Source organism: Roseicitreum antarcticum, from assembly GCF_014681765.1.
In the GTDB taxonomy this organism is placed as follows: Bacteria; Pseudomonadota; Alphaproteobacteria; order Rhodobacterales; family Rhodobacteraceae; genus Roseicitreum; species Roseicitreum antarcticum.
Window position 1 is genome coordinate 2,169,713 of record NZ_CP061498.1, and the last position, 23,667, is coordinate 2,193,379.

22 protein-coding genes are annotated in these 23,667 nt (G+C 64.5%); 11 read left to right on the forward strand and 11 right to left on the reverse strand.

Annotated elements, in window-relative coordinates:
- Positions 1–196 precede the first annotated feature (196 nt).
- Positions 197–994 carry a RadC family protein gene (radC, locus tag H9529_RS10430; RefSeq protein ID WP_092890398.1) on the forward strand — a complete coding sequence of 266 codons (798 nt, stop codon included), beginning with the start codon at positions 197–199 and terminating at the stop codon, positions 992–994.
- 44 nt (positions 995–1,038) lie between these two features.
- Here radC and H9529_RS10435 read toward each other — a convergent pair whose 3' ends face one another.
- Positions 1,039–2,001: a hypothetical protein gene (locus tag H9529_RS10435; protein ID WP_143033517.1), complete on the reverse strand. Its 963-nt coding sequence runs from the start codon at positions 1,999–2,001 to the stop codon at positions 1,039–1,041.
- A gap of 185 nt (positions 2,002–2,186) precedes the next feature.
- The gene (gene secA / locus H9529_RS10440; RefSeq protein WP_092890404.1) at positions 2,187–4,877 is read right to left on the reverse strand and encodes a preprotein translocase subunit SecA; all 2,691 of its coding nucleotides are present in this window, start codon (positions 4,875–4,877) and stop codon (positions 2,187–2,189) included.
- Between the two features lie 226 nt (positions 4,878–5,103).
- Between secA and H9529_RS10445 the strand changes: the two genes are divergently transcribed.
- The 4 genes from H9529_RS10445 to H9529_RS10460 all read left to right on the forward strand — a co-directional run bounded on the left by H9529_RS10445 (position 5,104) and on the right by H9529_RS10460 (position 8,385).
- Positions 5,104–5,973 (forward strand): peptidylprolyl isomerase, encoded by an 870-nt coding sequence (locus H9529_RS10445; RefSeq protein WP_092890407.1) that lies wholly within the window; start codon positions 5,104–5,106, stop codon positions 5,971–5,973.
- Positions 5,974–6,394: 421 nt separating this feature from the next.
- Complete coding sequence (gene argJ, locus H9529_RS10450) at positions 6,395–7,672, forward strand: bifunctional glutamate N-acetyltransferase/amino-acid acetyltransferase ArgJ (RefSeq protein WP_223814374.1); 1,278 nt, start codon at positions 6,395–6,397, stop codon at positions 7,670–7,672.
- Positions 7,669–8,067 carry a (deoxy)nucleoside triphosphate pyrophosphohydrolase gene (locus H9529_RS10455; RefSeq protein ID WP_092890410.1) on the forward strand — a complete coding sequence of 133 codons (399 nt, stop codon included), beginning with the start codon at positions 7,669–7,671 and terminating at the stop codon, positions 8,065–8,067. Before argJ ends, H9529_RS10455 begins: the two co-directional genes overlap by 4 nt.
- A gap of 180 nt (positions 8,068–8,247) precedes the next feature.
- On the forward strand, positions 8,248–8,385 hold the full coding sequence (locus H9529_RS10460) for a hypothetical protein (RefSeq protein ID WP_092890413.1): 138 nt from the start codon (positions 8,248–8,250) through the stop codon (positions 8,383–8,385).
- A gap of 79 nt (positions 8,386–8,464) precedes the next feature.
- Here H9529_RS10460 and hisG read toward each other — a convergent pair whose 3' ends face one another.
- The 3 genes from hisG to hisS are packed head-to-tail and all read right to left on the reverse strand — an operon-like array spanning position 8,465 to position 11,912.
- The gene (gene hisG / locus H9529_RS10465; protein ID WP_092890606.1) at positions 8,465–9,172 is read right to left on the reverse strand and encodes an ATP phosphoribosyltransferase; all 708 of its coding nucleotides are present in this window, start codon (positions 9,170–9,172) and stop codon (positions 8,465–8,467) included.
- Between the two features lie 5 nt (positions 9,173–9,177).
- Positions 9,178–10,272, reverse strand: coding sequence for an ATP phosphoribosyltransferase regulatory subunit (locus tag H9529_RS10470; protein WP_092890415.1), 1,095 nt, complete (start codon positions 10,270–10,272; stop codon positions 9,178–9,180).
- Positions 10,272–11,912 carry a histidine--tRNA ligase gene (hisS, locus tag H9529_RS10475; RefSeq protein WP_092890418.1) on the reverse strand — a complete coding sequence of 547 codons (1,641 nt, stop codon included), beginning with the start codon at positions 11,910–11,912 and terminating at the stop codon, positions 10,272–10,274. The genes H9529_RS10470 and hisS overlap by 1 nt, the downstream gene beginning before the upstream one ends.
- Before the next feature lie 126 nt (positions 11,913–12,038).
- Here hisS and H9529_RS10480 point away from each other — a divergent pair, with 126 nt between their 5' ends.
- Together H9529_RS10480 and H9529_RS10485 are read left to right on the forward strand one after the other, a co-directional pair.
- Positions 12,039–12,248, forward strand: coding sequence for a SlyX family protein (locus H9529_RS10480; protein WP_397544870.1), 210 nt, complete (start codon positions 12,039–12,041; stop codon positions 12,246–12,248).
- Positions 12,249–12,381: 133 nt separating this feature from the next.
- Positions 12,382–13,632, forward strand: a complete 1,251-nt coding sequence (locus tag H9529_RS10485) for a lytic murein transglycosylase (protein ID WP_092890421.1) — start codon at positions 12,382–12,384, stop codon at positions 13,630–13,632.
- A gap of 6 nt (positions 13,633–13,638) precedes the next feature.
- Here the strand turns inward: H9529_RS10485 and H9529_RS10490 are convergent, their stop codons facing one another.
- Both H9529_RS10490 and mobA read right to left on the reverse strand, forming a co-directional pair.
- Positions 13,639–14,505: a hypothetical protein gene (locus H9529_RS10490; protein ID WP_092890424.1), complete on the reverse strand. Its 867-nt coding sequence runs from the start codon at positions 14,503–14,505 to the stop codon at positions 13,639–13,641.
- Positions 14,502–15,170 carry a molybdenum cofactor guanylyltransferase MobA gene (mobA, locus tag H9529_RS10495; protein WP_092890611.1) on the reverse strand — a complete coding sequence of 223 codons (669 nt, stop codon included), beginning with the start codon at positions 15,168–15,170 and terminating at the stop codon, positions 14,502–14,504. The genes H9529_RS10490 and mobA overlap by 4 nt, the downstream gene beginning before the upstream one ends.
- 226 nt (positions 15,171–15,396) lie before the next feature.
- Here mobA and H9529_RS10500 point away from each other — a divergent pair, with 226 nt between their 5' ends.
- From H9529_RS10500 to dxs, 4 genes are read left to right on the forward strand one after another with little or no spacing between them, the layout of a single operon-like run.
- Positions 15,397–16,332, forward strand: a complete 936-nt coding sequence (locus H9529_RS10500) for a histone deacetylase family protein (RefSeq protein WP_092890427.1) — start codon at positions 15,397–15,399, stop codon at positions 16,330–16,332.
- Entirely contained in the window at positions 16,329–16,574 is a 246-nt protein-coding gene (locus H9529_RS10505) for an exodeoxyribonuclease VII small subunit (protein ID WP_092890430.1), read from the forward strand. Before H9529_RS10500 ends, H9529_RS10505 begins: the two co-directional genes overlap by 4 nt.
- Positions 16,575–16,580: 6 nt before the next feature.
- Entirely contained in the window at positions 16,581–17,447 is an 867-nt protein-coding gene (locus tag H9529_RS10510; protein ID WP_092890433.1) for a polyprenyl synthetase family protein, read from the forward strand.
- Positions 17,448–17,475: 28 nt separating this feature from the next.
- Positions 17,476–19,413 (forward strand): 1-deoxy-D-xylulose-5-phosphate synthase, encoded by a 1,938-nt coding sequence (dxs, locus tag H9529_RS10515; protein WP_092890614.1) that lies wholly within the window; start codon positions 17,476–17,478, stop codon positions 19,411–19,413.
- Between the two features lie 48 nt (positions 19,414–19,461).
- Here dxs and H9529_RS10520 read toward each other — a convergent pair whose 3' ends face one another.
- From H9529_RS10520 to H9529_RS10535, 4 genes are all read right to left on the reverse strand, one after another.
- Complete coding sequence (locus tag H9529_RS10520; RefSeq protein WP_092890617.1) at positions 19,462–20,352, reverse strand: DMT family transporter; 891 nt, start codon at positions 20,350–20,352, stop codon at positions 19,462–19,464.
- A gap of 277 nt (positions 20,353–20,629) precedes the next feature.
- Positions 20,630–20,920 (reverse strand): HU family DNA-binding protein, encoded by a 291-nt coding sequence (locus tag H9529_RS10525; protein WP_092890620.1) that lies wholly within the window; start codon positions 20,918–20,920, stop codon positions 20,630–20,632.
- 146 nt (positions 20,921–21,066) lie between these two features.
- Positions 21,067–22,548 carry an AMP nucleosidase gene (locus H9529_RS10530; RefSeq protein ID WP_092890436.1) on the reverse strand — a complete coding sequence of 494 codons (1,482 nt, stop codon included), beginning with the start codon at positions 22,546–22,548 and terminating at the stop codon, positions 21,067–21,069.
- Positions 22,549–22,726: 178 nt separating this feature from the next.
- Positions 22,727–23,653, reverse strand: a complete 927-nt coding sequence (locus H9529_RS10535) for a DUF296 domain-containing protein (protein ID WP_143033518.1) — start codon at positions 23,651–23,653, stop codon at positions 22,727–22,729.
- Between the last annotated feature and the right edge of the window lie 14 nt (positions 23,654–23,667).

Below are 23,667 nucleotides of genomic sequence, written 5' to 3' on the forward strand. Positions count from 1 at the left end.
TCTTAGGTGTTCTTTTTCAACCCTGGCGTGCAAGATCGGCCCAAGCGTATGTATCAAACCCATACCGGAACCATACCGTTTCCAGACGCCGCTTTTTGCCCAAACCCCATGAAACATGGCCCCCGGCACCGCGCTGCCGGGGTGGGCAAGGTGGGCGTTAACCAAAGATTCACCACTTCCCTGCAAAGGTGGGGACATGCCCAGAAACCCCGCCTTTCACGAATCTGCCCTGCCCTTGTTCGCTGGCGCCCCAGCGCCGGAAAATGCGCCCGGAAATGGATCGGGGACTACACCCAGCCCGTTGAAATCGCACGATAAGCTGCCATCTTACATCCGCGATCACCGCAAACGCCTGCGCGCCCGTTTCATGCAGGGCGGCGCGGATGCGATACCCGATTACGAGCTTTTGGAACTGATCTTGTTCCGCGCGATTCCCCGGCAGGATGTAAAGCCGCTGGCGCATCGACTGATCGCCGCTTTCGGCGACCTCAACCGCGTCATCACCGCCCCACCCGCCCGGCTGATGCAGGTCGATGGCGTCGGCGAAACCGTTGTTCTTGAACTGAAATTACTGGCCGCGGCGGCCTGTCGCATGGCCCGGTCCCGCGTGCTGAACCAGCCTGTCCTGTCGGGCTGGGACGCGCTTTTGGACTATTGCCACACGGCCATGGAGCATCTGGATACCGAACAATTCCGCGTGCTGTTCCTCGACCGAAAGAACGTCCTAATCGCGGATGAGGCGCAGGCGCGCGGCACCGTCGATCACGTCCCGGTCTATCCGCGCGAAGTGGTGCGCCGCGCGCTCGAACTCAACGCTTCAGCCTTGATTTTGGTACATAATCACCCCTCGGGCGATCCTACACCGTCGGACGCGGACATCATGATGACGCAGCAGATCCAGTCAGCGGCCAATGCGCTGTCGCTGACCCTGCACGACCATCTGATCATCGGCAAAGGCCAGGAAATCAGCTTTCGCGCGCAGGGCTACCTGTGACGAATCCCCCGAAAATCAGCGCGTTGCACCCCAAACCCCCGCTTTCAGTTCAACGCGTTGCGCGTCAGGCCCAGATCATGCCGCAGCACGATGAACCCGTCGGTCCCGTCGCAGGGTGGCAGGGTCGCGCCGATCTCGACCACTGGCTGCACGACACCGGCCTTGGCGGCAATGGTTTTCGCCGTGACCTGCCGCGCGCAGGTGTGTTCAGTAATCATCGCCTCGGTTTCCAGCCGGATCGCACCATCGGCCAGCCGGTACGCGGCTGGGTAGGTATACACCTCGGCCTGAAGCGGCCACAGCACCGCAGGATCACCCAGCGTGATCATCCGTCCCGACACATCGGCACCCGTCGCGGTGGGATTGGCGCGGTGGATATGCCCCGGCATGCCAAATTCGGCACCGAATTCATAGGCTTGCAGCGCGAAAGCGTCATTGCCTTGCCATTGCACCGCCACCCGGTCATAGGCGGCAGCGGCGGGCACGGCGACGGTTTCGCGCGTCATGCGCCCGTCGTCAAACACCACCGACACTTCCGCCGTGGTCGTCATGGCGGGCAGCATCACCTGGGCCGCGCCGGTGGCCGAGGTCTGGAGGGTGAAGGTCAGCCCGGCATGTTCTACCAGCACCCGCGCCCGTGGATCGCACGGCGCGCTGAGGTTCAGGTCGATCATCCCGGCCGGTGCAGCGCTCAGCCGCAGTCCAATGCTGCAATCAGGCGCCGCAGGTGTCACGGTCATCGTATCCAGGCTGCGCGCGCGCAACGGCACATCTGGCCCGCCATCCAGCGCGGCGAATTGCGCCCCCCCGGCGTCATTCATCCGATCCTGCGCCCCACGGTCCGGCATCAAACTGGCAGACACAACGGCTTGGGTCGCATCCACCCCCACGACAGTGCCGCCCACCGCACCTTCTGGCGCCATGAACGATTGCAGCGCATAGCCCGACCCTGCCACCGCAAGGAAACACAGCGCGCCCACACGCAAGATCATTGTATTCAAATGCATAGCACACCCCCAGCCATAAAATCCTGTGTCGGGGATGCCATGCGATTCGGGCAGCGCTGTGGCGCCATTTGGGCCGATGCGCCGCATTACGCCGCAAAACCTTGACGTTTTATCGCAAATGCCCGGGAGCTTTGGCTATCGCGGAAGGCCCGGCGGCGCCGCGCGCCGCCGGGCGAAAATGGTCGTCAGGCGATGCGTCCGTGGCAATGCTTGAACTTCTGACCCGACCCGCAGGGACAGGCATCATTGCGCCCCGGATTGCCCCAGGTCGCGGGGTCGAGTTCGTCAAAACCATCGACCAGCGGCGCAGGCGCCACCCCGTCATTTGTCGCCGCAACCTGCCGGGATTGCTGTTGCAGGCTGATCTGGCGCAGCATTTCGTCCTGTTCGGCCTTGGTCAGCGGGCGGATGCGCGACAGCTTCTGCACCACATCGCCGCGCAGCGCGTTCAGCATCGACTCAAAGATGGTGAAGGATTCCGTTTTGTATTCGTTCAGCGGATCGCGCTGCGCATAGCCCCGGAAATTCACCGCCGAACGCAAGTGTTCCAGCGTGACGAGATGCTCGCGCCACTTGGCGTCAATGCTTTGCAGCAGCAACTGTTTTTCCACATTGCGCATACTTTCGGGGCCAAACGCCTCGGTCTTCTCGGCAATGGCAGCGTCCGACGCCTCGCACAGCCGTTCGCGGATCACTTCCTGATCCACGCCGTCTTCTTCGGCCCAGTCGGTCACGGGCTGGTCCAGGCTGACCTTTTCCTGCAACGCTTCGTGCAGCGCCTCGCCTTCCCATTGATCAGAATAGGTTTTCGGCGGCATGTAGGTATCGACCAGATCATCGATCACTTGGTGGCGCATGTCGGTCACGATGTCAGAGACATCCTCGGCGCGCAGGATTTCCAACCGTTGACCAAAGATCACCCGGCGTTGGTCGTTCATCACGTCATCGAATTTCAACAGCGTCTTGCGGATGTCAAAATTGCGGGCCTCGACCTTGGCCTGTGCCTTTTCCAGCGATTTGTTGACCCAAGGGTGAACGATTGCCTCGCCTTCCTTCATACCCAGCGTAGAGAGCACTTTTTCCAACCGCTCGGACCCGAAAATCCGCATCAGATCGTCTTCGAGCGACAGGAAGAACGCCGAGCGTCCCGGGTCGCCCTGCCGCCCTGAGCGACCGCGCAACTGGTTGTCGATCCGGCGGGATTCGTGGCGTTCGGTGGCCAGAACGAACAACCCGCCCGCCTCCAGCACCTTCTTCTTGTCCTCGGCCACTTCAGCCTCGATCCGGGCGCGCAGCGCGTCGGGTTCTTGATCGGGCTCGGCGGCAAGCGCCTGAAGCACCTTCATTTCGACGTTGCCGCCCAACTGAATGTCCGTACCACGCCCGGCCATGTTGGTGGCGATGGTGATCGCGCCGGGACGGCCCGCATCAGCGACGATCTGCGCCTCTTGCTCATGCTGGCGCGCGTTCAGGACGTTATGCGGCAGCTCTTCGCGGGTCAGAACAGCGGCGAGTTCCTCGGACTTTTCGATCGAGGTGGTACCCACCAGAATGGGCTGGCCCTTGGCATGGGCCTCGCGGATGGCTTCGACGACACCCTCGATCTTCTCGCGCGCAGTGCGGAAGACCTGATCGTGTTCGTCCATCCGGGCGATGGGCTTATTGGTCGGAATTTCCACGACACCAAGGCCGTAGATCTCCATGAATTCTTCAGCCTCGGTGGTGGCCGTACCCGTCATGCCCGCCAGTTTTTCATAGAGGCGGAAGTAGTTCTGGAAAGTGACCGACGCCATGGTGACGTTTTCCGGCTGGATCGCCACGCCTTCCTTCGCCTCGATGGCCTGATGCAGCCCGTCGGACAGGCGGCGCCCGGCCATCATGCGACCGGTGAATTCGTCGATCAGCACCACCTGATTGTCGCGCACAATGTAGTTCTGATCCTTCAGGAACAGTTTATGCGCGCGCAGGCCCTGATTGACATGGTGCACCAGCGTGGTGGATTCCGGGTCATAAAGCGACTGATCCTCGGGCAGCAGGCCCAGTTCCATCAACTTTTGTTCGATGAATTCGTTGCCGTCATCGGTCAGGTTGGTCTGGCGGGTTTTTTCATCCAGCGTGTAATGGTCTTCGGACAGCAGGGGGATAACCTTGTCCATCTCGACATAGAGACCCGAGCGATCTTCGGACGGGCCAGAGATGATCAGCGGCGTGCGCGCCTCGTCGATCAAGATGCTGTCCACCTCATCGACGATGGCGAAGAAATGCGGCCGCTGATACATCTGCGACAGGTCAGCCTTCATGTTGTCACGCAGGTAATCGAAGCCCAGTTCATTGTTGGTGGCATAGGTCACATCGGCGGCATAGGCGGCCTGTTTTTCGTCATCAGGCTGCTGCGGATAGACGACGCCGGTGGTCATGCCCAGGCGATTGTAGACCTTGCTCATCCAGTCGGCATCGCGGCGCGCCAGATAGTCGTTGACGGTGACGATATGGACGCCCTTGCCCGCCAGCGCGTTAAGATAGGCGGGAAAAGTCGCAACCAGGGTCTTGCCCTCGCCCGTCTTCATCTCGGCGATATTGCCGCGATGCAAGAAGATACCGCCGATCAGTTGCACATCGAAAGCCCGCAGGCCCAGTGCGCGGCGCGCCCCCTCGCGGCAGTTGGCGAAGGCTTCGGGCAGGACATCGTCGAGCTTGGCGCCCTGCGCCACGCGATCGCGCAGTTCCTGCGTCTTGGCGATCAAGGCTTCATCGCTCATCGCCTGGAAGTCGGGTTCCAACGCGTTGATCTGGTCGACAATTGGACGGGTGCCCTTGACCTTGCGGTCGTTCGGCGTGCCGAACACCTTTTTCGTCAGTGTTCCAAAGCCCAGCATGCTATCTCCGCCTTTTATCCGGCGCCCGGGGTCCGGTGCGCGCCACATCAACCATTCATAACCGTTTCGTGCGATTTGCCGGGGTTGCCCGTGCCCGCCCGGTTCCGTAGAACAACGCAGAAGTGGGGTGCCCAATGCCGTCGCATCGCCTTGCAGCGATGTAATGGGCGCCCCGTGAAGTGTCAACGTCGCGGCCTTAAACCGCGTGTCAAATGGAGCTATCCTGATGTCGAAACACAGCAATCTGATCGTGTCCGGCGCGCTGGCGCTGCTGGTCGCCCTGCCCGCCACTGCGCAAGACACCGCACAAGACGCGCCAACGCCGCAGACCGTCCTGGCTACGGTCGGTGGCACCGAGATCACGCTGGGCCATGTCATCGCGATGCGCAGCGCGCTGCCAGAGCAGTTCCAGTCACTGCCTGATGCAACGCTGTTTCCCGCGCTGACCGAACAGCTGATCGAACAGACCGCGCTGGCGCAATCCATCGAAGACGACCTGACCTTCGTACAGCAGATCACGCTGGAGAACGAGACGCGCAATTTCACCGCCAACGCCGCCCTGACCCGCGCCGCCGAAGCCTCCGTGTCGGATGAGGCGATCACCGCCGCCTATGACGCCTTCGTGGTGGAATTCTCGGGTCAGGAACCAACCCCCGAATTCAACGCCGCGCACATTCTGGTGGAAACCGAAGAAGAGGCAACCACCCTGCGCGCCGAACTGGAAGAAGGCGCGGATTTCGCAACGCTGGCGCGCGAAAACTCGACCGATGGTGCTGCCGCAGGCGGCGGAGCGCTGGGTTGGTTCGGGCCGGGCATGATGATCCCCGCCTTTGAAGAGGCCGTGATGGCGATGGAAGTCGGCGAGATCTCGCAGCCCATCGAGACGCAATTCGGCTGGCACATCGTGCAACTGAATGAAACCCGCATGTCCACCGCCCCCGCGCTGGAAGAGGTGCGCGAAGAGCTCGCCGCCGAGATCCAGCGCGAAGCCGCGCGCAACCTGATCGAAGACCTGACCGCCGCGACCGAGATCAGCCGCAGCTTCGAAGACCTCGACCCCAGCGTGCTGAGCAACGTGGCGCTGGACGCAGAATAAACCGCAGACAGCGCGCATCGCGCGTGCTTCAAGATACCCGCCCGTCCGGTGCCCGAAAGGCCTGGGCGGGCGGTTTGCGTTTCAGGGTTCTGGCAGTACACTGGACGCGCACCGCACAGCGCGGTAACTTTGCGTAAATATGTCCGGTCTATAAAGGACTGGTCGCACCAAGGGGCGTGACATGGCGAAGAACAAGACAGACAAGAAAAAAGCGGACGCGGACACCTCGGACACGGCGAAGGTCAAGAAGGTCAAGGGCACGAAGTCGGAAGCGGTAAAGGCACAGGCGAAGACGGACAAGAAAGCCGCCAAGGCCGCCAAGAAAGCTGGCAAGGCGAAGACGACCGACAAGGCAAAGAAGTCCGGCAAAATAACGATCCCGGGCATCGGCACCATCGCGGGCAAGACGCTGGCAAAGGCCATGGCGAAGGTGTCAGAAGCGGCCAGCATCGCCCCGGCAAAGACGCCCATGCCGATTTCGCCGTTGGCACCTGTGGATGGTTTCCCCGATCTCTCCATCGTTCCCGGGGTGGAATTTGCGACGGCTTCGGCTGGGATAAAGTACAAGGGTCGCACCGATGTGATGCTGGCGCGTGTCGCCCCTGGCAGCGTCTTGGCTGGCGTGTTTACCCGGTCGGCGACACGCGCCGCATCAGTGCTGGATTGTCAGGCGAAGATCACCGGCACCGGGGCGGAGGGTGCCGCGATCCTGGTGAATTCGGGCAATGCCAATGCCTTCACTGGGGCGGTTGGCGCGGCCTCGGTTGATGCGATCTGCGCAGCGGTGGCCGAGCGCCTGAGCCTGCCGCCCACGCGGGTCTTCACCGCGTCCACCGGCGTGATCGGCCAGCCGCTGCCACATGACCGCGTGATCGCGGCGCTGGATGACCTGAGCGAGGGGCTGCACCCCGACGGCATCGCCGACGCCGCCCGCGCCATCATGACTACCGATACCTATGCCAAGGGCACAAGCGCCGTGGTCGATGTGGACGGCACGCCCGTCACTATCGCGGGCATCGCCAAAGGATCGGGCATGATCGCGCCCGACATGGCGACGATGCTGGTCTATATCTTCACCGACGCCAAAATCGCCCGTGCGCCCCTGCAACGTATGGTGGCACGCGCGGCAGACAAAACGTTCAACTGCATCACCGTGGACAGCGACACCTCGACCTCGGACATGGTGCTGGTCGCGGCCACCGGACAGGGCCCGGCGTTGGGCGACCTGCGCGGGAGCCATGCGCGGGCTTTTGAACGGGCGCTGCATGGCGTGATGCTGGACCTTGCGCATCAGGTGGTACGCGACGGCGAAGGGGCGACGAAATTCGTCGAAGTATCGGTCACCGGCGCAAAGACCAACGATGATGCGCGCAAGGTCGCGCTGGCCATCGCCAATTCGCCACTGATCAAGACCGCCATCGCGGGCGAAGACCCCAACTGGGGCCGCGTTGTCATGGCGGTGGGCAAATCGGGCGCGGCAGCGGACCGCGACCGCCTTGGAATCAGCTTCGGCGACATTCAGGTTGCGGTGAACGGGCTGGTTTCGCCCGATTATGCCGAGGAAGACGGCGCAGCATACATGCGCGGGCAAGAGCTGAAGATCGGCGTGCAACTGGGCCTCGGCCGGGGCGTGGCGCAGGTCTGGACCTGCGACCTGACGCATGGCTATATCGCGATCAACGCGGATTATCGGTCGTGAAAACCGTTCTGGTTTCTGCTGTGGCGCTGATCGACACCGACGGGCGCGTGCTTCTGGCGCAGCGCCCGCCGGGAAAATCCATGGCGGGGCTGTGGGAATTCCCGGGCGGCAAGGTCGAGGAAGGCGAGACGCCCGAGGCCGCGCTGATCCGCGAGCTGCACGAGGAACTGGGCATCGACACTCACGCCAGTTGCCTGGCCCCCCTGACCTTCGCCAGTCACAGCTATGAGGGGTTTCACCTGCTGATGCCGCTGTTTGCCTGCCGCAAGTGGACCGGGCAGATGCACCCGCGCGAAGGACAGGTGCTGAAATGGGTGCGCCCATCCGAAATGCGCAGCTATCCGATGCCGCCCGCCGATATTCCGCTGATCGCGATTCTGCGCGACTGGCTGTAAGCGGTTTCCGCCCGCGCAACAGTCGCGGTGCCGTGTGTGTATCGTCATCAGCGCGGGAACAATAACCCGCATAACACCTTGCTTATCAACAATTTTTCGCCACATTCCCGCCGTTTTTTCTGGAATTCCCCGCGCGGGTGTGGCAAATATCAGTCAAGCAAAGCACAGGGATGTATCGCCATGATCCGCGCCATCAGAATTGGGAAATATCTCACCGTGCAAGGTCGGTTCGTGGGCAAAGCCCCGGCAGGCCGCATCACCATTCGGGTCGGTGACAAGACATTCACCGGCAACCCGATCCCCAGGCGCGCCGCCTGAACACCGGCCGTCTGTTTCTGCCCAGAACGAAAAACCTGCCTTCCCGCGAAGGCAGGTTTTTTGTTGGGCAAAACCCGACCTAAAGTCCCGAAGGCATCCCGATTTCCAGCCGCGCCAGCAGCGCCGCCAGCGGCCCACGCGCCCCAGTCCAGTCGGCGGCATGGGCGGCAAACAGCGTCGCCTGTGACTGATGCACGGGCGCGCCTTGCAAGATCTTCAGATGGTTGGCGCGCAGCGTTTCGCCGGTCGAGGTGATGTCGGCCACGGCCTCGGCGGTCAGGTTCTTCACCGTGCCCTCGGTCGCGCCTTGGCTGTCGACCAGTTGATAATCCGCCACGCCGTGGCGGCGCAGGTGGTCGCGCACCAGCCGGTGGTATTTGGTGGCGATGCGCAGCCGGTGGCCATGGGTGGCGCGGAATTGCGCGGCAACTGCGTCCAGATCATCCAGCGTTTCCACATCGACCCAGACCGACGGCACCGCGATGATCAGGTCAGCGTGGCCAAAACCCATGAGCGCCAGTTCGGTCACCTGCTGCGTCCAGTCGGCCAGCCCCTCACGCACCAGATCGGACCCGGTGACGCCCAGATGGATGCGCCCCGCAGCCAGTTCACGCGGGATCTCGCCCGCCGAAAGCAACACCAGCTCCACGCCCTCAACGCCCTCGACGGCACCGGCATATTCCCGCGCGGCGCCTGCGCGGCGCAAGGTCACGCCATGGTCCCCGAACCAGTCAAAGGTCTTGTCCATCAGCCGCCCCTTGGACGGCACCCCCAGTTTCAGCGGTATCGCGCTCATGCCGCGCCCTCCAGTGCGGCGACCAGCGCGGGGCGGATCACGCCGCCTACCGCCGGGATGGCGCGGCCCTGTCCCAACACCGCCGTCAGCGCGTCATACCGCCCACCGGAGGCGACGGGCGGCGCATCGTCTGACCCCAGAAAGCCAAAGACGAAACCGTCGTAATATTCCATCGTGGTGCGCCCGAAGCTGGCCTGAAACGGCAGGGTTTGGGTGTTGATCCCACGGGCCTCCATCGCGTCCAGCCGGGCCGACAGACGGGCCACGGCAGGCGCAATCGCGGGCCAGTCGAGCGTGCGCAAATGGTTCAGCGCATCCCGCGCAGGCAGCGCCAGCGCCAGCAGGTCATCCAGCTGCGCGACCTGCCCGGCAGGGATCGGCGGTTGGGTTGCGTCGTCTTGCAGCGCCTTGATGCGGGCCAGAATTTCGGCTTCCGACCGCAGGCCATTCATCTGCCCGGCCTGCGCGATAAGGGTCGCGGGATCATCGGCGCGCATCCGTTCCAGCATCGCCACCCGTGCGGGGGCGGCATCGGCGCGGCCCGCGAAACGGTCCAGCAGGGCGCGAAAGCGCCCGGGCCGCCAGATGTGACGCATCAGCGCCGCGCGACGCGCATCCGATGTTTCCAGCCCCGCGACCGCCGCGCGGATCAGGCCCATATCGCCGGTTACTGCGCGCAGGGGCAGATGCGACAGGATATCCGCAAACAGCACAAACACTTCGGCATCCGCGCCAGAGGGGTCGGCGCGGTCGAACACCTCGAAGCCCGCTTGCAGGTATTCGCTGGCGCGCGGGCTGTGGTCTTGTTTGCGAAACACCCGGCCAAGGTAGGTATAGCGCGCCGGGTCCGCGCCATGCGCCATATGCGCCTGCACCACCGGCACGGTAAAATCCGGGCGCAGCATCATCTCGCCGCGCAGGGGGTCATGGGTGACATAGGCGCGGGCGCGGATGTCCTCGCCGTACAGATCCAGCAGGGTTTCCGCAGGTTGCAGCACATCGGCAGCGACCGGGGCGGCACCTGCGGCCTGAAAGCGGTCAAATATCCGCTGGCCCACGGCACGGGCGCGCAGGGCGTCCACGGGCACCATCAGCCTGCGTCCAGTATCTTGCGCACGGTTGCCACCAGATCGGCCAGCGGCACCTCGTATTGCGCGGGCTGGCTTTTCCATTCCTCATGACTGGCGCTGGCGGCAATTTTCGCACCAAGGATCAGGTCCTTCACCTGCACCATACCGCGCGCCGCCTCATCCGCGCCCTGGATGATCGCGACGGGCGAGTTGCGTTTATCGGCGTATTTCAACTGGTTGCCGAAGTTTTTCGGGTTGCCCAGATACACCTCGGCCCGGATACCGGCGGCGCGCAGGGTGCCGACCATGGCCTGATAATCCGCCATGCGGTCACGGTCCATCACAGTCACCACCACCGGGCCGGGATCGGCCTTTGCGCCGTGCCCCTTGGCAGCGAGAGCGGCCAGCAAACGGTCCACCCCGATGCTGACGCCAGTGGCGGGCACGGTCTGGCCTGTAAAGCGTTTGACCAGATCATCATACCGCCCGCCGCCCGCAACGCTGCCGAACTGGCGGGGACGGCCCTTTTCATCGGTGATCTCGAAGGTCAGTTCGGCCTCGAACACCGGGCCGGTGTAGTAGCCAAGGCCACGCACGACGGAGGGGTCGATGACGATGCGGTCGGGGCCGTAGCCTTGGGCGTCGAGGAGGGTGGCGATTTCTTCGAGTTCGGCGACGCCTTCGAGGCCCGATGGTGAGGCACGAACAATATCCCTAAGTATCTGAATCGTGACTTTATTCCTTAATTCGTCCCATCCTGGCAGCGTCCCCAAGATAGATCGAAACCTCAGATTACCTCTTAGTTGGGCACCGACTGCCAATGTTCGAAGTTCTGGGGATTCGTCTCCAGCGGTCTCTTGCATCTGTTTCAGACGCTCGTCGATTAAACGGGATGCATCAACGAATTGCATCAGCACTGTTTGTTCAGCAACTCCCAGCCGCGCTCCCTTCGTGAAATCCCCACTCTCGTCCTTGCGCCCCTCACCCAGCAGCGCGCGTACTCCCTCGACCCCCAGCCGGTCCAGCTTATCAATCGCGCGCAGCACAATGCCGCGTTCGGCCTCGAACTTCGACGGATCGGATGGGTCCAGAATGCCCGCAACTTCCATCACCCCGTTCAGCACCTTGCGGTTGTTCACCTTCACCACATAGTCGCGGCGTTCAATCCCCACGGCTTCCAGCGCGTCGGCCAGCATGGCGCAGATCTCGGCATCCGCCGCCACGCTGGCAGCGCCTACAGTATCCGCATCACACTGATAAAACTGCCGGAACCGCCCCGGGCCGGGCTTCTCATTGCGCCACACCGGCCCCATCGCATAGCGGCGGTAGGGCGAGGGCAGGTCGTTGCGGTATTGCGCGGCCACGCGGGCCAGTGGCGCGGTCAGGTCATAGCGCAGCGCCAGCCAGTCCTTGTCTTCCTCCCACGCGAACACGCCTTCATTCGGGCGGTCCACATCGGGCAGGAACTTGCCCAACGCCTCGACCGTTTCGACCGCGCTGGTTTCCAGCGGGTCAAAGCCATAGCGGTGATAGACGGCGGCGATCTTGTCCAGCATGGCCTTGCGCGCCGTCACCTCGGACCCGAGATAGTCGCGGAAACCTTTGGGCGTCTCGGCCTTCGGGCGGCGCTGTTTGGACGGTTTCTCGGTGGTCTTTGCCATGGGGTCAGCCTGTTCATTGTTCCCGCGTTCGCATAGCTGAAGGGGGGCGCGGGGGCAAGGCTGGCGGGCTCTGGCGCAAGGGGCGCGGGCTTGCTACATCAAGGCACGCCAATTGGAGGATCCGCCATGACCACCGAACGCCTGCTGGCCGCCGAAGAGCAGCTTGCCCATCTGTCGCGCGCGGTAGAGGATCTGTCCCACATCGTCACCGCGCAGGCTGATGAGATCGACCTGCTGACCCGCCGTGTGGCGATGTTGCTGGAACACGCGCGCGACCGGCAGGACACGGGCAGCGGCGCCGTGGTGCTGGGGGATGAACGGCCCCCGCATTGGTAGGGCATAGTGGTAAGCCGCATTGGCAGCGGGCCGGTTCAGGCGGGTCTGCGCGCATCGTGATGGGCGGCGGCTTTGCGGCGGAACCGGATTGCGATAGGCTGCGGGGATAACCATAAACAAACGAGCAGCCTTTATGACTCTGACCAAACGCACCCTTCTGCTGTCGCTGGCCGCAACCGGTCTGACCGCCTGTACCACACCCATGGGGGGATACATGACCAGCCGTGCCCGTTCTGGCCCCACCGACCCGGGCCTGCGCCCCGCGCCAAATGCCGCGTTCGATAATTGGGTCGCCGGGTTCCGGTCCCGTGCGGGTGCGGCAGGCGTCACGCCCGGCACGCTCGACGCCGGGTTCCGGGGCGCGGGCTTCCTGCCCGGCGTGGTGGAACGTGATCGCAATCAGGTCGAATTCACCCGCACGCTGGAAGATTATCTGGCCATCGCCGCGTCAGAACAACGCGTGACCGAGGGGCGCGCCGCCCTGCAACAATACGGCGATATCCTGAACCGGATCGAGGCGCGCTATGGCGTGCCTGCCGCCGTGGTCGCCGCTGTCTGGGGGCTGGAAAGCAGCTATGGCACGCGGCGCGGCGATATTCCGGTGGTCTCGGCCACCGCGACGCTGGCATTCGACGGGCGGCGCGGGGTGTTCTTTGAGCGCCAGTTGATCGCCGCACTTAAGATCGTGCAGAACGGCGACATCCCGGCGGGGCAGATGACCGGCAGTTGGGCGGGCGCGATGGGGCATACACAGTTCATCCCGACAACGTACGAGGCCTACGCCGTCGACTTCACCGGCGACGGGCGGCGCGACATCTGGTCGGAGGACCCCACGGACGCGCTGGCCTCGGCCGCGAATTACCTGGCACAATCAGGCTGGGTGCGCGGCCAGCCCTGGGGGCTGGAGGTGCAACTACCCGCAGGCTTCAGCGGGCCGGTGGGGCGCGACACCACCCGCAGCGCGGCGGAGTGGAGCGCGGCAGGCGTGCGCGACATGGACGGGGGCCGGGTGCCCGACCATGGGCCTGCGTCGATCCTGACGCCGCAGGGCACGGCGGGTCCGGCTTTCATGGCGTTCCGCAACTTCACCGTCATCACGCGCTACAACAATTCCGAGAACTACGTCATCGGCGTGGGACATCTGTCGGACCGGCTGCGCGGCGGGCCGCCGATCCGCGGCAGCTTCCCGCCCGATGCCAATGGCCTGACCATCGACGACCGGCGCGCCCTGCAACGCGGGCTGACGGCGGCGGGGTTTGACACGCAGGGCACCGACGGGGTGATCGGCCCCAACACGCGCGACGCGATCCGCGCCTATCAGGCCCGCATGAACCTGCCCGCAACGGGGGAGCCATCGCGCGCCCTGCTGGACCGGCTGCGGTAGGATGACTTAGCCAAGCGCGTCGGTAAAGCCCGCGCCCAGAATCCACCCTTCCTCGGCCAGCACATCCACGGGCACCTGGGGGCGCAGCATCTGGGCCAGGTGTCCCGATGCCCGCGCGCGGGCAAAGCCTTCGGCCAGCAGGGAAACCTGAACCGCATCCTTGATCTGGCCCGGGTCGCGGGCCAGCGCGGCGGTCACCTGTGGGGCCAGCAACGACGGATAGATCTCGGCCAGGACGACCGGCGCGGTGGGGGGCTGAAACGGCCAGACCGCCAGTTGCGGGCCGAACGACTGGCGCAGCCGGTTCAGCGCCGCGATGCCCAACAGCGCCTGTGATCCGACCGACCCGGTGGTGTAGAGCTTCCAGCACGGCTGGGTCGACCGGAGGCGATCCTCGACCACACGCCGCTCTGGCATCAGGTGGTCTTGGCGCAGGCTTCCTTTATGGGGCAGTCCGGGAACGCTCAGCCCCGCCGGGCAGCCCCAGAACGGCCCCAGCCCCGGAAACCGCGCGTTGATCTGACCCGCAAGCTGGAAGCGATTGTTGCGATTGTCAGGCGCATCCACCACATGCGCACCCAGCCAATCCCAGACTGCCAAGGCGCCGGAATCGCCGGTCAGTCGCGCCGCAAACCCCTTGGGGTAGCCAAACGGGAAGTCCGCGCCGATCAGCACCCGCGTGCCAGTGGCCAACGCGTCGGCGCAGATGCGCGACAGGGCGGCCATGACCTCGGCCCGCGTGCGGAAATAGCGCGGCGGGCAACCGTCCTCGCCCAGCCAGATCGCATCGGCCGAAGGTTTGCGCGGCGAGGGTGTTGCCGCAGCGGACCAATCAACAATGATGATCCGGTCGAAGGGGGCGGCATCAGTCATGGCGCCCCCCCTGGCGCGGGCATGTCATCAGCCTGACCAAGCAGGGCCCGCGCGCGCTTCAGATCGTCCGGCGTGTTGATGTTGAAGAATGGGTCAACACTGCTTGCCGCGTCATCCACCGCAAACAGGGCCAGCGCAGCCCCGTGCCGCGTGGTCCAATGTGTCACCTTGCGCTGCCCGTCCAGAAGGGTTGCACGCAGATCGCCGCGCAGCGCCACAGGCCAGAGGCCACAGACGGGATGCACCCGCACGGTTCCGTCCCGGTCCCGCGTGGCGGCAACCGCCAGCCCGCAGGCACGCGGTGCAGCAGCGGCCTGCAACCGCACCACCAGATCGCGCGGCAAGAAAGGGGTATCGGCAGGGACGGTGACGACGGACGCCGCCCCCTGCCCCGCCGCCCAGTCCATCGCGGCCAGAATCCCGGCCAGCGGCCCGGGATGATCCGGCAAGCCATCTTGCAACACCGGCAACCCGAAACCGGCAAGACGCGCGGGGTCGCCGTTGGCATTCAGCGCCATCGCACCAACCTGCGGCGCCAGTCGCGCGATCACATGGTCCAGCAGCCGACCTTGCGCCGCATCGGGGATCAACATCAGCAACCCCTTGTCCCCACCGCCGATCCGCGTCGCACGCCCCCCTGCCAGGATGACCGCAGGCAGCGTCATGCGGGGCACGCAGCATGCCGCGCCCGGACAATAGGCAAGGGCGCAAAGGTGACCGGGAAGGTGGATGAAACTTTTGCCATGAATACCGCCCTCGGCCCCGATATGCCGGGGCAAACCTATGCCCCTTCTGGCGCCCAGCTTGCAGCGCAGCGATCCGGCTGTCCAGCGACCCTTTGGCGCAGTTTGCGGCTTCCCCGGAGCGTCCCTTTGCACTACCTTGTTTATCATGAGCACCGCATTAATTTCGCATCCCGACTGCGACACACATGTCACCCCTCCCGGCCATCCCGAACAGGTCGCCAGGCTGATCCATCTCAGACAGGCGCTGAGCGTGTCAGAGTTCCAGGCGCTGCGCCGTGTCGAGGCCCCGCTGGGCGATGAAGCCGACATCTTGCGATGTCATCCCCCCGAATATCTGGAGCGGATCCGCATGGCGATCCCGCCCGCCGGAATCTACCCGCTGGACGCGGATACCCACGTTTCGCCCGGGTCGCTGAATGCAGCCCTGCGCGGGGTCGGGGCGGCCTGTCACGCCGTGGATATGGTGCTGGAAGGCACGGTGCAAAACGCCTTTGCCGCGACCCGCCCGCCCGGCCACCATGCCGAACGCGCCACGCCGATGGGGTTTTGCCTGTTCGGCAACGTGGCGATTGCCGCGAAACACGCGCTGGAGGTACATGGCCTGTCGCGCGTGGCGGTCGTCGATTTCGACGTGCACCACGGCAATGGCACACAGGACCTGCTGTGGGACGAACCGCGCGCGCTGTTCGTGTCCAGCCACCAGACGCCGCTCTGGCCCGGGACGGGCGCGGAAACCGAACGTGGCGCGCATGACAATGTGCTGAACGTGCCATTGGCAGCGGGATCGGACGGGACGGCCATGCGCGCGGCCTACCAGCAACAGGTCTTGCCGCGGCTGGCGGATTTCGCACCCGAACTGATCTTGGTTTCGGCCGGGTTTGACGCGCATCGTGCCGACCCGCTGGCGCAGCTGAACTGGTCGGGCGACGATTTTATCTGGATCACCCGCGCCCTGTGTGACATTGCTCGGACCCATGCAGGCGGACGGGTCGTATCGGTGCTGGAAGGCGGATATGACCTTGACGCGCTGGCGGCCGCAGCTGCCGGGCATGTCGCGGTTTTGATGGATGAGGGCGCATGAGCACGGAAACACCTATCGCTGAGCTGAGCTTTGAACAGGCGCTCAAGGAACTGGAACAGGTTGTCGGCAAGCTGGAACAGGGCGAAGTCGCGCTGGACCAGTCCATTGACCTTTATGAGCGCGGCGCCGCGCTGAAGAAACACTGCGAGGCCCGCCTGAAAGCCGCTGAGGCACGGGTGGAGCAGATCCGCCTGTCGGAAAACGGCACGCCGCAGGGCACCCAGCCGTTCGACGCCGGCTAAACCCAGATGCGCGACGCCCTGACCCTTGCGGCCAGCCTGATCGGTGCGCGACTGGATGCAGCGATTGCCGACCTGCCCCCCAGCACGGTGCGCGACGCCATGGCCTATGCCAGCGCGGGCGGCAAACGGTTGCGCGGGTTTCTGGTGTTGGAAAGCGCGCGGCTGCACGGGATCGGCCCGGATATGGCCGTGCAGGCCGCCGCCGCGATCGAGGCGCTGCACGCCTATTCGCTGATCCATGATGACCTGCCCGCGATGGACAATGACGACCTGCGGCGCGGCCTGCCCACGGTGCATGTCAAATGGGATGAGGCGACAGCGATCCTGGCGGGCGACGCGCTGCAGACGCTGGCGTTTGAACTGCTGGCCCGCGATGACGCCGCCCCCACCATCGCCGCGCGGCTGGATCTGGTGTCCAGCCTTGCCATCGCAGCAGGCGGGCGTGGCATGGTTTTGGGGCAGGCACTCGACATTGCGGCGGAAACTGCGTCAGCGCCCCTGACCCTCGACCAGATCACCGCGTTACAGGCGGGCAAGACCGGCGCGCTTATTGGTTGGTCGGCCTGTGCTGGCGCGCGAATGGCCAGCGCCGACACCGGCCCATTGCACGATTATGCCGCGGCACTGGGCCTTGCGTTCCAGATCGCCGATGACATCTTGGATGTAGAGGGCGACGCCGCCAAGGCGGGCAAGCGATTGCAGAAGGACGCGGCGGCAGGCAAGGCGACGTTTGTGTCGCTCCTTGGCCTCGACGCGGCGCGCGCCCGGGCGCGCGCCCTGTGCGACACCGCCTGCGCCGCGTTGGCCCCTTATGGCCCTGAGGCCGGAACCTTGCGGGAAACGGCACGTTTCGTTATCTCGCGCGATATGTAGCCGCCCCGAAAGGCAAGCCCCGATGACCATGCCCCCCTCTGCCGACCGCCCGAATACCCCGTTGCTGGACACCATCGCCTCGCCTGCCGATCTGAAGGGCCTGTCGAACCGCCAGTTGCGCCAAATCGCGGATGAACTGCGGCAGGAAACCATTTCCGCCGTATCGGAAACCGGCGGTCACCTGGGTGCGGGCCTGGGCGTGGTGGAACTGACCGTGGCGCTGCATGCCGTCTTCGACACGCCGCGCGACCGGCTGATCTGGGACGTGTCGCACCAATCCTATCCGCACAAGATTCTGACCGGGCGGCGCGACCGCATTCGCACGCTACGCATGAAGGACGGGCTGTCAGGGTTCACCAAACGGTCGGAATCCGCCTATGACCCGTTTGGGGCAGCGCATAGCTCTACCTCGATCTCGGCGGCGCTGGGCTTCACCATGGCGCGCGATCTGGGCGGCGCACCGGACCCGGCGCTGGGCGATGCCATCGCGGTGATCGGCGACGGCTCCATGAGCGCTGGCATGGCGTTTGAGGCAATGAACAACGCAGGCCATCTGAAGAAGCGGATGTTCGTGATCCTCAACGACAATGAGATGTCCATTGCGCCGCCCACGGGCGCGCTGTCGTCTTACCTGTCGCGGCTGTATACCGAAGCACCGTTTCACGACCTGAAGGCCGCAGCGAAATCTGCCGTGGGCTTCCTGCCGCCGCCGTTCCAGGAAGGCGCGAAACGCGCCAAGCACATGCTGAAACACATGGCCATGGGCGGCACCTTGTTCGAGGAATTGGGCTTCAGCTACCTCGGCCCCATCGACGGGCATGACATGGAGGCGCTGATGTCGGTGCTGCGCACCGTGCATGCGCGCGCCACCGGGCCGATGCTGATCCACGTGATTACGAAGAAGGGCAAAGGCTATGCCCCGGCCGAAGGTGCCGCAGACCGGGGCCATGCCACGGCAAAATTCGACATGGTGACGGGCAAACAAGCCAAGGCACCGTCGAACGCGCCAAGCTATACGAAGGTTTTTGCAAACGCCTTGATTGACGAAGGGCTGCGCGACGACAAGATCGTGGCCGTAACCGCCGCGATGCCCGACGGCACCGGGCTGAACCTGTTTGCCGAACGGTTCCCCAAGCGCTGTTTCGATGTGGGCATTGCCGAACAGCATGGCGTGACCTTTTGCGCCGGGCTGGCCGCAGGCGGGATGAAGCCGTTCTGCACCCTGTATTCGACCTTCCTGCAACGCGGCTACGATCAGGTGGTGCATGACGTGGCGATCCAGCGGCTGCCGGTGCGCTTTGCCATTGACCGCGCGGGGCTGGTGGGGGCCGACGGCGCCACCCATGCGGGCAGTTTCGACGTGGCCTTCCTGGCGAACCTGCCCGGTTTCGTGGTCATGGCCGCCGCAGATGAGGCAGAGCTGGTGCATATGGTCGCCACCGCCGCCGCGCATGATGACGGCCCCATCGCCTTCCGCTTTCCGCGCGGCGAGGGCGTGGGCGTCGACATGCCCGAACGTGGCACACCGCTGGAAATCGGCAAGGGCCGGATGATACAGACCGGTGCGCGCGTGGCGATCCTGTCCTTTGGCACCCGGCTGGCCGAGGTCATGGAAGCCTCCGAGGCGCTGACCGCGCGCGGAATTACCCCTACCGTGGCCGATGCGCGGTTTGCCAAGCCGCTGGACCGCGACCTGATCTTGCAACTGGCGCGCGACCATGAGGCGTTGATTACCATCGAGGAAGGCGCGATAGGCGGCTTCGGTAGCCATGTCGCGCAATTGCTGGCGGATGAGGGCGTGTTTGACCATGGGCTGAAATTCCGCTCCATGGTGCTGCCCGATGTGTTCATCGACCAGTCGAGCCCTGCCGACATGTACGCCACCGCCGGGATGAATGCTGCCGACATTGAACACAAGGTACTGTCCACGCTGGGCGTGGCCCAGATGGGCGCAAAGCGCGCCTGAGAGGCAGGCCCTTGTCGGCGGGCGGCGGTCGTCAGACCTGGAGTGGTGTCACACCTGTGGCGGCGGGGGCGGCTTCGCCTTCGACAGCTGCACCGCCAGAATGCCCAGCATGACGATCCCGACGCCGATCACGTCATAGATCCCCAACCCCTCGCGCAGCAGCACGGCAGCCACGGCGACGCCGAAGAACGGCGTAAGGAAGTGGTAGGTCGCCGCGCGCACCGCGCCGATCCGCCCGACGAGCAGGAACCAGACCCAGGTGGCCGCCAGCCCCGGCACCAGCGTGGTATAGAGGAACGCCAGCCCCAGTTGCAGGGTCCAGTTGACGGTGAATTCCTCCAGCATCAACGCCGGGCCGGCCAGCAGGACTGCGCCCACCATCATCTGCAAGCCCACGATCATCAGCAGGTTGGCGCCGCCCGCCGAAGCCCCCCGCACAGACAGGGTTGCCAGCGTCAGCGCGCCGACGCCCAGCACGCAAAGGATCAGGCCAAAGGGATCGACCCCGCCCGCACCCAGCCGCGCTCCCATGATGACACTGACCCCGACAAAGCCGGTCAACAGGCCCGCGATGGCCAGCGGACGCAGCCGATGCCGCAAGATCAGCCAGCCGACAGCTGCTACCAAGAGCGGCATGGTCGATGCGATGATCGACGCCAACGACGCCTCTACCGTCTGCATGGCAACGAAGTTCAGCCCCAGATAGAGCGCATTCTGACACAGGCCAAAGATGATCGTGGCGCGCCATTGCGTGGGCGTCAGCCGCCAGCTTTGCCCCAGCGCGCGGGCAATGCCGATGCCAATCAGGCCCGACACCAGGAAACGCAGCGCCAGCGCGCTGAGCGGCGGCGCATCTTGCACGATCATCCGCGCCGAGGTGAAGGCCGAGGCCCACATCAGCGCAAACGCCAGCCCCATGAATACCGACCGCAGATCCATCGCGTTCATGTCCTTTCAGATCAGCCACGCCCGTCAGCGCAGGTTGGTGCCCAGCGTCGACAAGACAGGCGCCCACACCAACCCTGTTCGCATTGATGCAAGGCGTGGCGTCGCCCAACGCGCCAACACGGCCCCGGCCAAAGCAGGCAGGTCAAACGAAAAGGGCCGCCCATGGGCGACCCTAAGGATTTGATTCACAGGTGCAAGAGCATATCCGCCACCTGCACCGTTGCGCGGGCTGGACGCACAACCCAGACGGGTGCGCTGCCGACACGCATCAGCCGTTGACGCTGTCTTTCAGGGCCTTGGCAATGGTCATTTTCACGGCTTTGTCGGCCGGTTTGATCATCGTCTCGCCCGTGGCAGGGTTGCGCACCTGACGTTCGGGACGGGCGCGGCAAGCGATCTTGCCGATGCCGGGCAGAGTCACGGCACCGCCGCCGCCGACTTCGCGGGTGATCAGCGTCGTGATCGCGTCCAGCGCGGTCGTCGCGGTTTTCTTGTCGCTGCCCATTTCTTCGGCCAGTGCAGCCACCAGTTGCGTCTTGGTCATTGGTTTCGTTGTCATGCTCGTCTCCTGACAATCTTCATTTTCTTCGCCGCTGCACCCTTCTGGCCCATGCGTTGCGCCGATCATGTAGACGCAACTTCACGACGGTGACAATCCATCTGCGCGGCGAAACACCAGAAATAGGCGGAAAATCACGCAAAAACTTACAAAAAGGCAGTTTCATCGAAGCTGCGCAGCTTCCTGCTGTGGATTCGCTCCAACGGCATTTCACGCAGACGCTCCATCGCGCGGATGCCAATGGCCAGGTGGCGGGCCACCTGTGTCTTGTAAAACGCACTGGCCATGCCAGGCAATTTCAGCTCTCCGTGCAGGGGTTTGTCGCTGACACACAGCAGCGTCCCGTAAGGCACGCGGAAGCGGAAACCATTGGCGGCAATGGTGGCGCTTTCCATGTCCAGTGCGATGGCGCGCGATTGCGACAGGCGCTGCACCGGGCCGGAATGGTCGCGCAACTCCCAGTTGCGGTTGTCGATGGTGGCGACAGTGCCGGTGCGCATGATCTTCTTCAGCTCGAACCCTTCGAGCTGGGTGATATCAGCCACGGCTTCCTGCAAGGCGATCTGGATCTCGGCCAGCGCGGGGATGGGCACCCAGACCGGCAGATCGGCATCCAGCACGTTGTCTTCGCGCAGATAGGCATGGGCAAGCACGAAATCGCCCAAGGACTGCGAATTGCGCAGCCCCGCGCAATGCCCCACCATCAACCAGGCATGCGGACGCAGCACGGCAATATGATCGGTGGCGGTCTTCGCATTCGACGGTCCGACGCCGATGTTCACCAGCGTAATGCCCGCCCCATGCTTGCGCTTCAGGTGATAGGTCGGCATCTGGGGCAGGCGCGGGATCGCGGGGAGGGGCGCGTCGGCCGTGGTGATCTCGGCGTTGCCCGGCCCGACAAAGGCGGTATAGCCGCTGTCTGGATCGGCAAGGGCGGTGCGGGCAAAAGCCTCGAACTCATCGACATAGAACTGGTAGTTGGTGAACAGCACGTGGTTCTGAAAATGCTCGGGCGTGGTGGCGGTGTAATGCGCCAGACGCGCAAGCGAGTAATCTACCCGCTGCGCCGTGAAGCCCGACAGCGGGCGCGAGCCATCGGCGTTTTTCGCGCCGCTGCCATTGACGATGTCATCATTGGTGCTGGAAAGGTCGGGCACATCGAACACATCGCGCAGCGACAGTGCAAGTTCGCCATTGTCTGGCAGCACCACGTCGCCGCGCCCGGCCATGGCAAAATGCACCGGAATGGGTGTGTCGGACAGGCCGATGCTGATCGGCACCGAATGGTTGCGCATCAGCAGGCCGATCTGCTGTTCCAGATAATAGCGGAACAGATCCGGCCGGGTGATGGTGCTGGCATAGGTACCGGGTTCGGCCACGTGGCCAAAGCTGAGGCGGCTGTCGATCCGGTCGAACCGCATCGTGGTCATGCGGATTTCGGGATAGAACGCCCGGTAGCGCGCATCGGGGGTCTTACCCGCAGTCAGGTCGTTGAACCTGTCCACCAGAAACTGCGTTGCCTCGGCGTAAAGGGTCTGAAGCCGGTCCACCGCCTGTTTCGGGTCAGAGAAGGTTTCGTGCTGTGTGATTTCGGGCGTGTGGATCGAAAGACTGTCGAACGAGGTCATGAGGGCTACCTTAATGGGCTCAAGCGGGATTTCAGGGGCCGGAATGTCAGGGCCAGTGCGTGAGGCCTTCCTGCCCAGAGCCGCGCGAAAACGAAATACGATGGGCATGACAATGGCATCTGCCCGAAAAGACCACAAGCGGGTTGCAGATAAGTGACATCATCTGGGGCAGGACCGGTCAGCGCGGGGGCGCGATCAGCAGCAGCTCACAGGTGACGCAGACGGCGCAGGCCCCGCGCGCCAAGGCGCCGTGCTGATGCGTGCCGTCCAGCCCGACAACCAGCGCGGACAGGTGACTTTCGCCGTCGCGGATCTGCCCCGCGGTCAGCAGGATTTCCGTGGCAAAGCTGTCAACCCCGCCGCCCGTCGCGAAACGCGGGCCAATCAGGCTGCCCAGCCCCAGCACCTGCGCATCAGGCATGTCATGGGTCAGCGCGATCTGGTCCAGCATGGCAGAGATATCGCCGTTTGGCCGCAGGGTAACCAACACGGCATCCTGCGGGGGTGCGGCCTCGCTGCTGCTGCACGTTGGTGCGACATGCGCCAAGCCGGGTAGGGGCTGCGGCTGGAACAGGGAAAACCCCGTCTCGGGGTCCGGCGCGACCACAAGCCGCGCGGCGCGCAGGCCCCAGCCGTGTGCCGTGATGTCATGGGTCAGCACGGTATCGAAGGGCAGGATATGGCCGACGCGATCACCCTGCCCGGCGATACTCCACAGCCCGTGGCCGTGCAGAAATGACGCGCCATCGCGCAGACCCAGCCACAGCCCCAACTGCCGGATCACGCCCGGCCCACCGTGATGCGGCCCATTATACCACGCGGCATGTGCGCCCGAGGGGTCCAGCCCCGGGATCAGGTAGGTCAGCGCGTCGCAGGGCGCATCGCGCAGGTCCAGCCAACCCGCATCGAAACCCGCCGCCGCGAAACCTTCGGCCACCGCCTGCATCAGCGGCACCCCGCCGCGCAGGGACACGGTGACCGGCGTTGCCGCGCAGCGCAATGCGGTGAAGCGGTCGTGGGCCGCAGGACCGGGGTGGATGATCTGCGACAGCATCAGGTGCCGGATACCCGTGCGGTAGCGCGCCCTGCGCCCAGCGACGGGCAAAGGGACAGGTGCCT

Coding starts and splice junctions, on each gene's coding strand:
- H9529_RS10510 (WP_092890433.1), top strand. CDS start 16,581: ATGCGCGACGCCCTGACCCTTGCGGCCAGCCTGATCGGTGCGCGACTG.
- H9529_RS10490 (WP_092890424.1), bottom strand. CDS start 14,505: ATGACTGATGCCGCCCCCTTCGACCGGATCATCATTGTTGATTGGTCC.
- H9529_RS10470 (WP_092890415.1), bottom strand. CDS start 10,272: ATGGTGCCCGTGGACGCCCTGCGCGCCCGTGCCGTGGGCCAGCGGATA.
- H9529_RS10480 (WP_397544870.1), top strand. CDS start 12,039: ATGACCACCGAACGCCTGCTGGCCGCCGAAGAGCAGCTTGCCCATCTG.
- H9529_RS10525 (WP_092890620.1), bottom strand. CDS start 20,920: ATGACAACGAAACCAATGACCAAGACGCAACTGGTGGCTGCACTGGCC.
- H9529_RS10445 (WP_092890407.1), top strand. CDS start 5,104: ATGTCGAAACACAGCAATCTGATCGTGTCCGGCGCGCTGGCGCTGCTG.
- H9529_RS10505 (WP_092890430.1), top strand. CDS start 16,329: ATGAGCACGGAAACACCTATCGCTGAGCTGAGCTTTGAACAGGCGCTC.
- mobA (WP_092890611.1), bottom strand. CDS start 15,170: ATGACGCTGCCTGCGGTCATCCTGGCAGGGGGGCGTGCGACGCGGATC.
- hisS (WP_092890418.1), bottom strand. CDS start 11,912: ATGGCAAAGACCACCGAGAAACCGTCCAAACAGCGCCGCCCGAAGGCC.
- H9529_RS10435 (WP_143033517.1), bottom strand. CDS start 2,001: ATGCATTTGAATACAATGATCTTGCGTGTGGGCGCGCTGTGTTTCCTT.
- argJ (WP_223814374.1), top strand. CDS start 6,395: ATGGCGAAGGTGTCAGAAGCGGCCAGCATCGCCCCGGCAAAGACGCCC.
- secA (WP_092890404.1), bottom strand. CDS start 4,877: ATGCTGGGCTTTGGAACACTGACGAAAAAGGTGTTCGGCACGCCGAAC.
- radC (WP_092890398.1), top strand. CDS start 197: ATGCCCAGAAACCCCGCCTTTCACGAATCTGCCCTGCCCTTGTTCGCT.
- H9529_RS10485 (WP_092890421.1), top strand. CDS start 12,382: ATGACTCTGACCAAACGCACCCTTCTGCTGTCGCTGGCCGCAACCGGT.
- H9529_RS10520 (WP_092890617.1), bottom strand. CDS start 20,352: ATGGATCTGCGGTCGGTATTCATGGGGCTGGCGTTTGCGCTGATGTGG.
- H9529_RS10460 (WP_092890413.1), top strand. CDS start 8,248: ATGATCCGCGCCATCAGAATTGGGAAATATCTCACCGTGCAAGGTCGG.
- H9529_RS10500 (WP_092890427.1), top strand. CDS start 15,397: ATGAGCACCGCATTAATTTCGCATCCCGACTGCGACACACATGTCACC.
- dxs (WP_092890614.1), top strand. CDS start 17,476: ATGCCCCCCTCTGCCGACCGCCCGAATACCCCGTTGCTGGACACCATC.
- H9529_RS10530 (WP_092890436.1), bottom strand. CDS start 22,548: ATGACCTCGTTCGACAGTCTTTCGATCCACACGCCCGAAATCACACAG.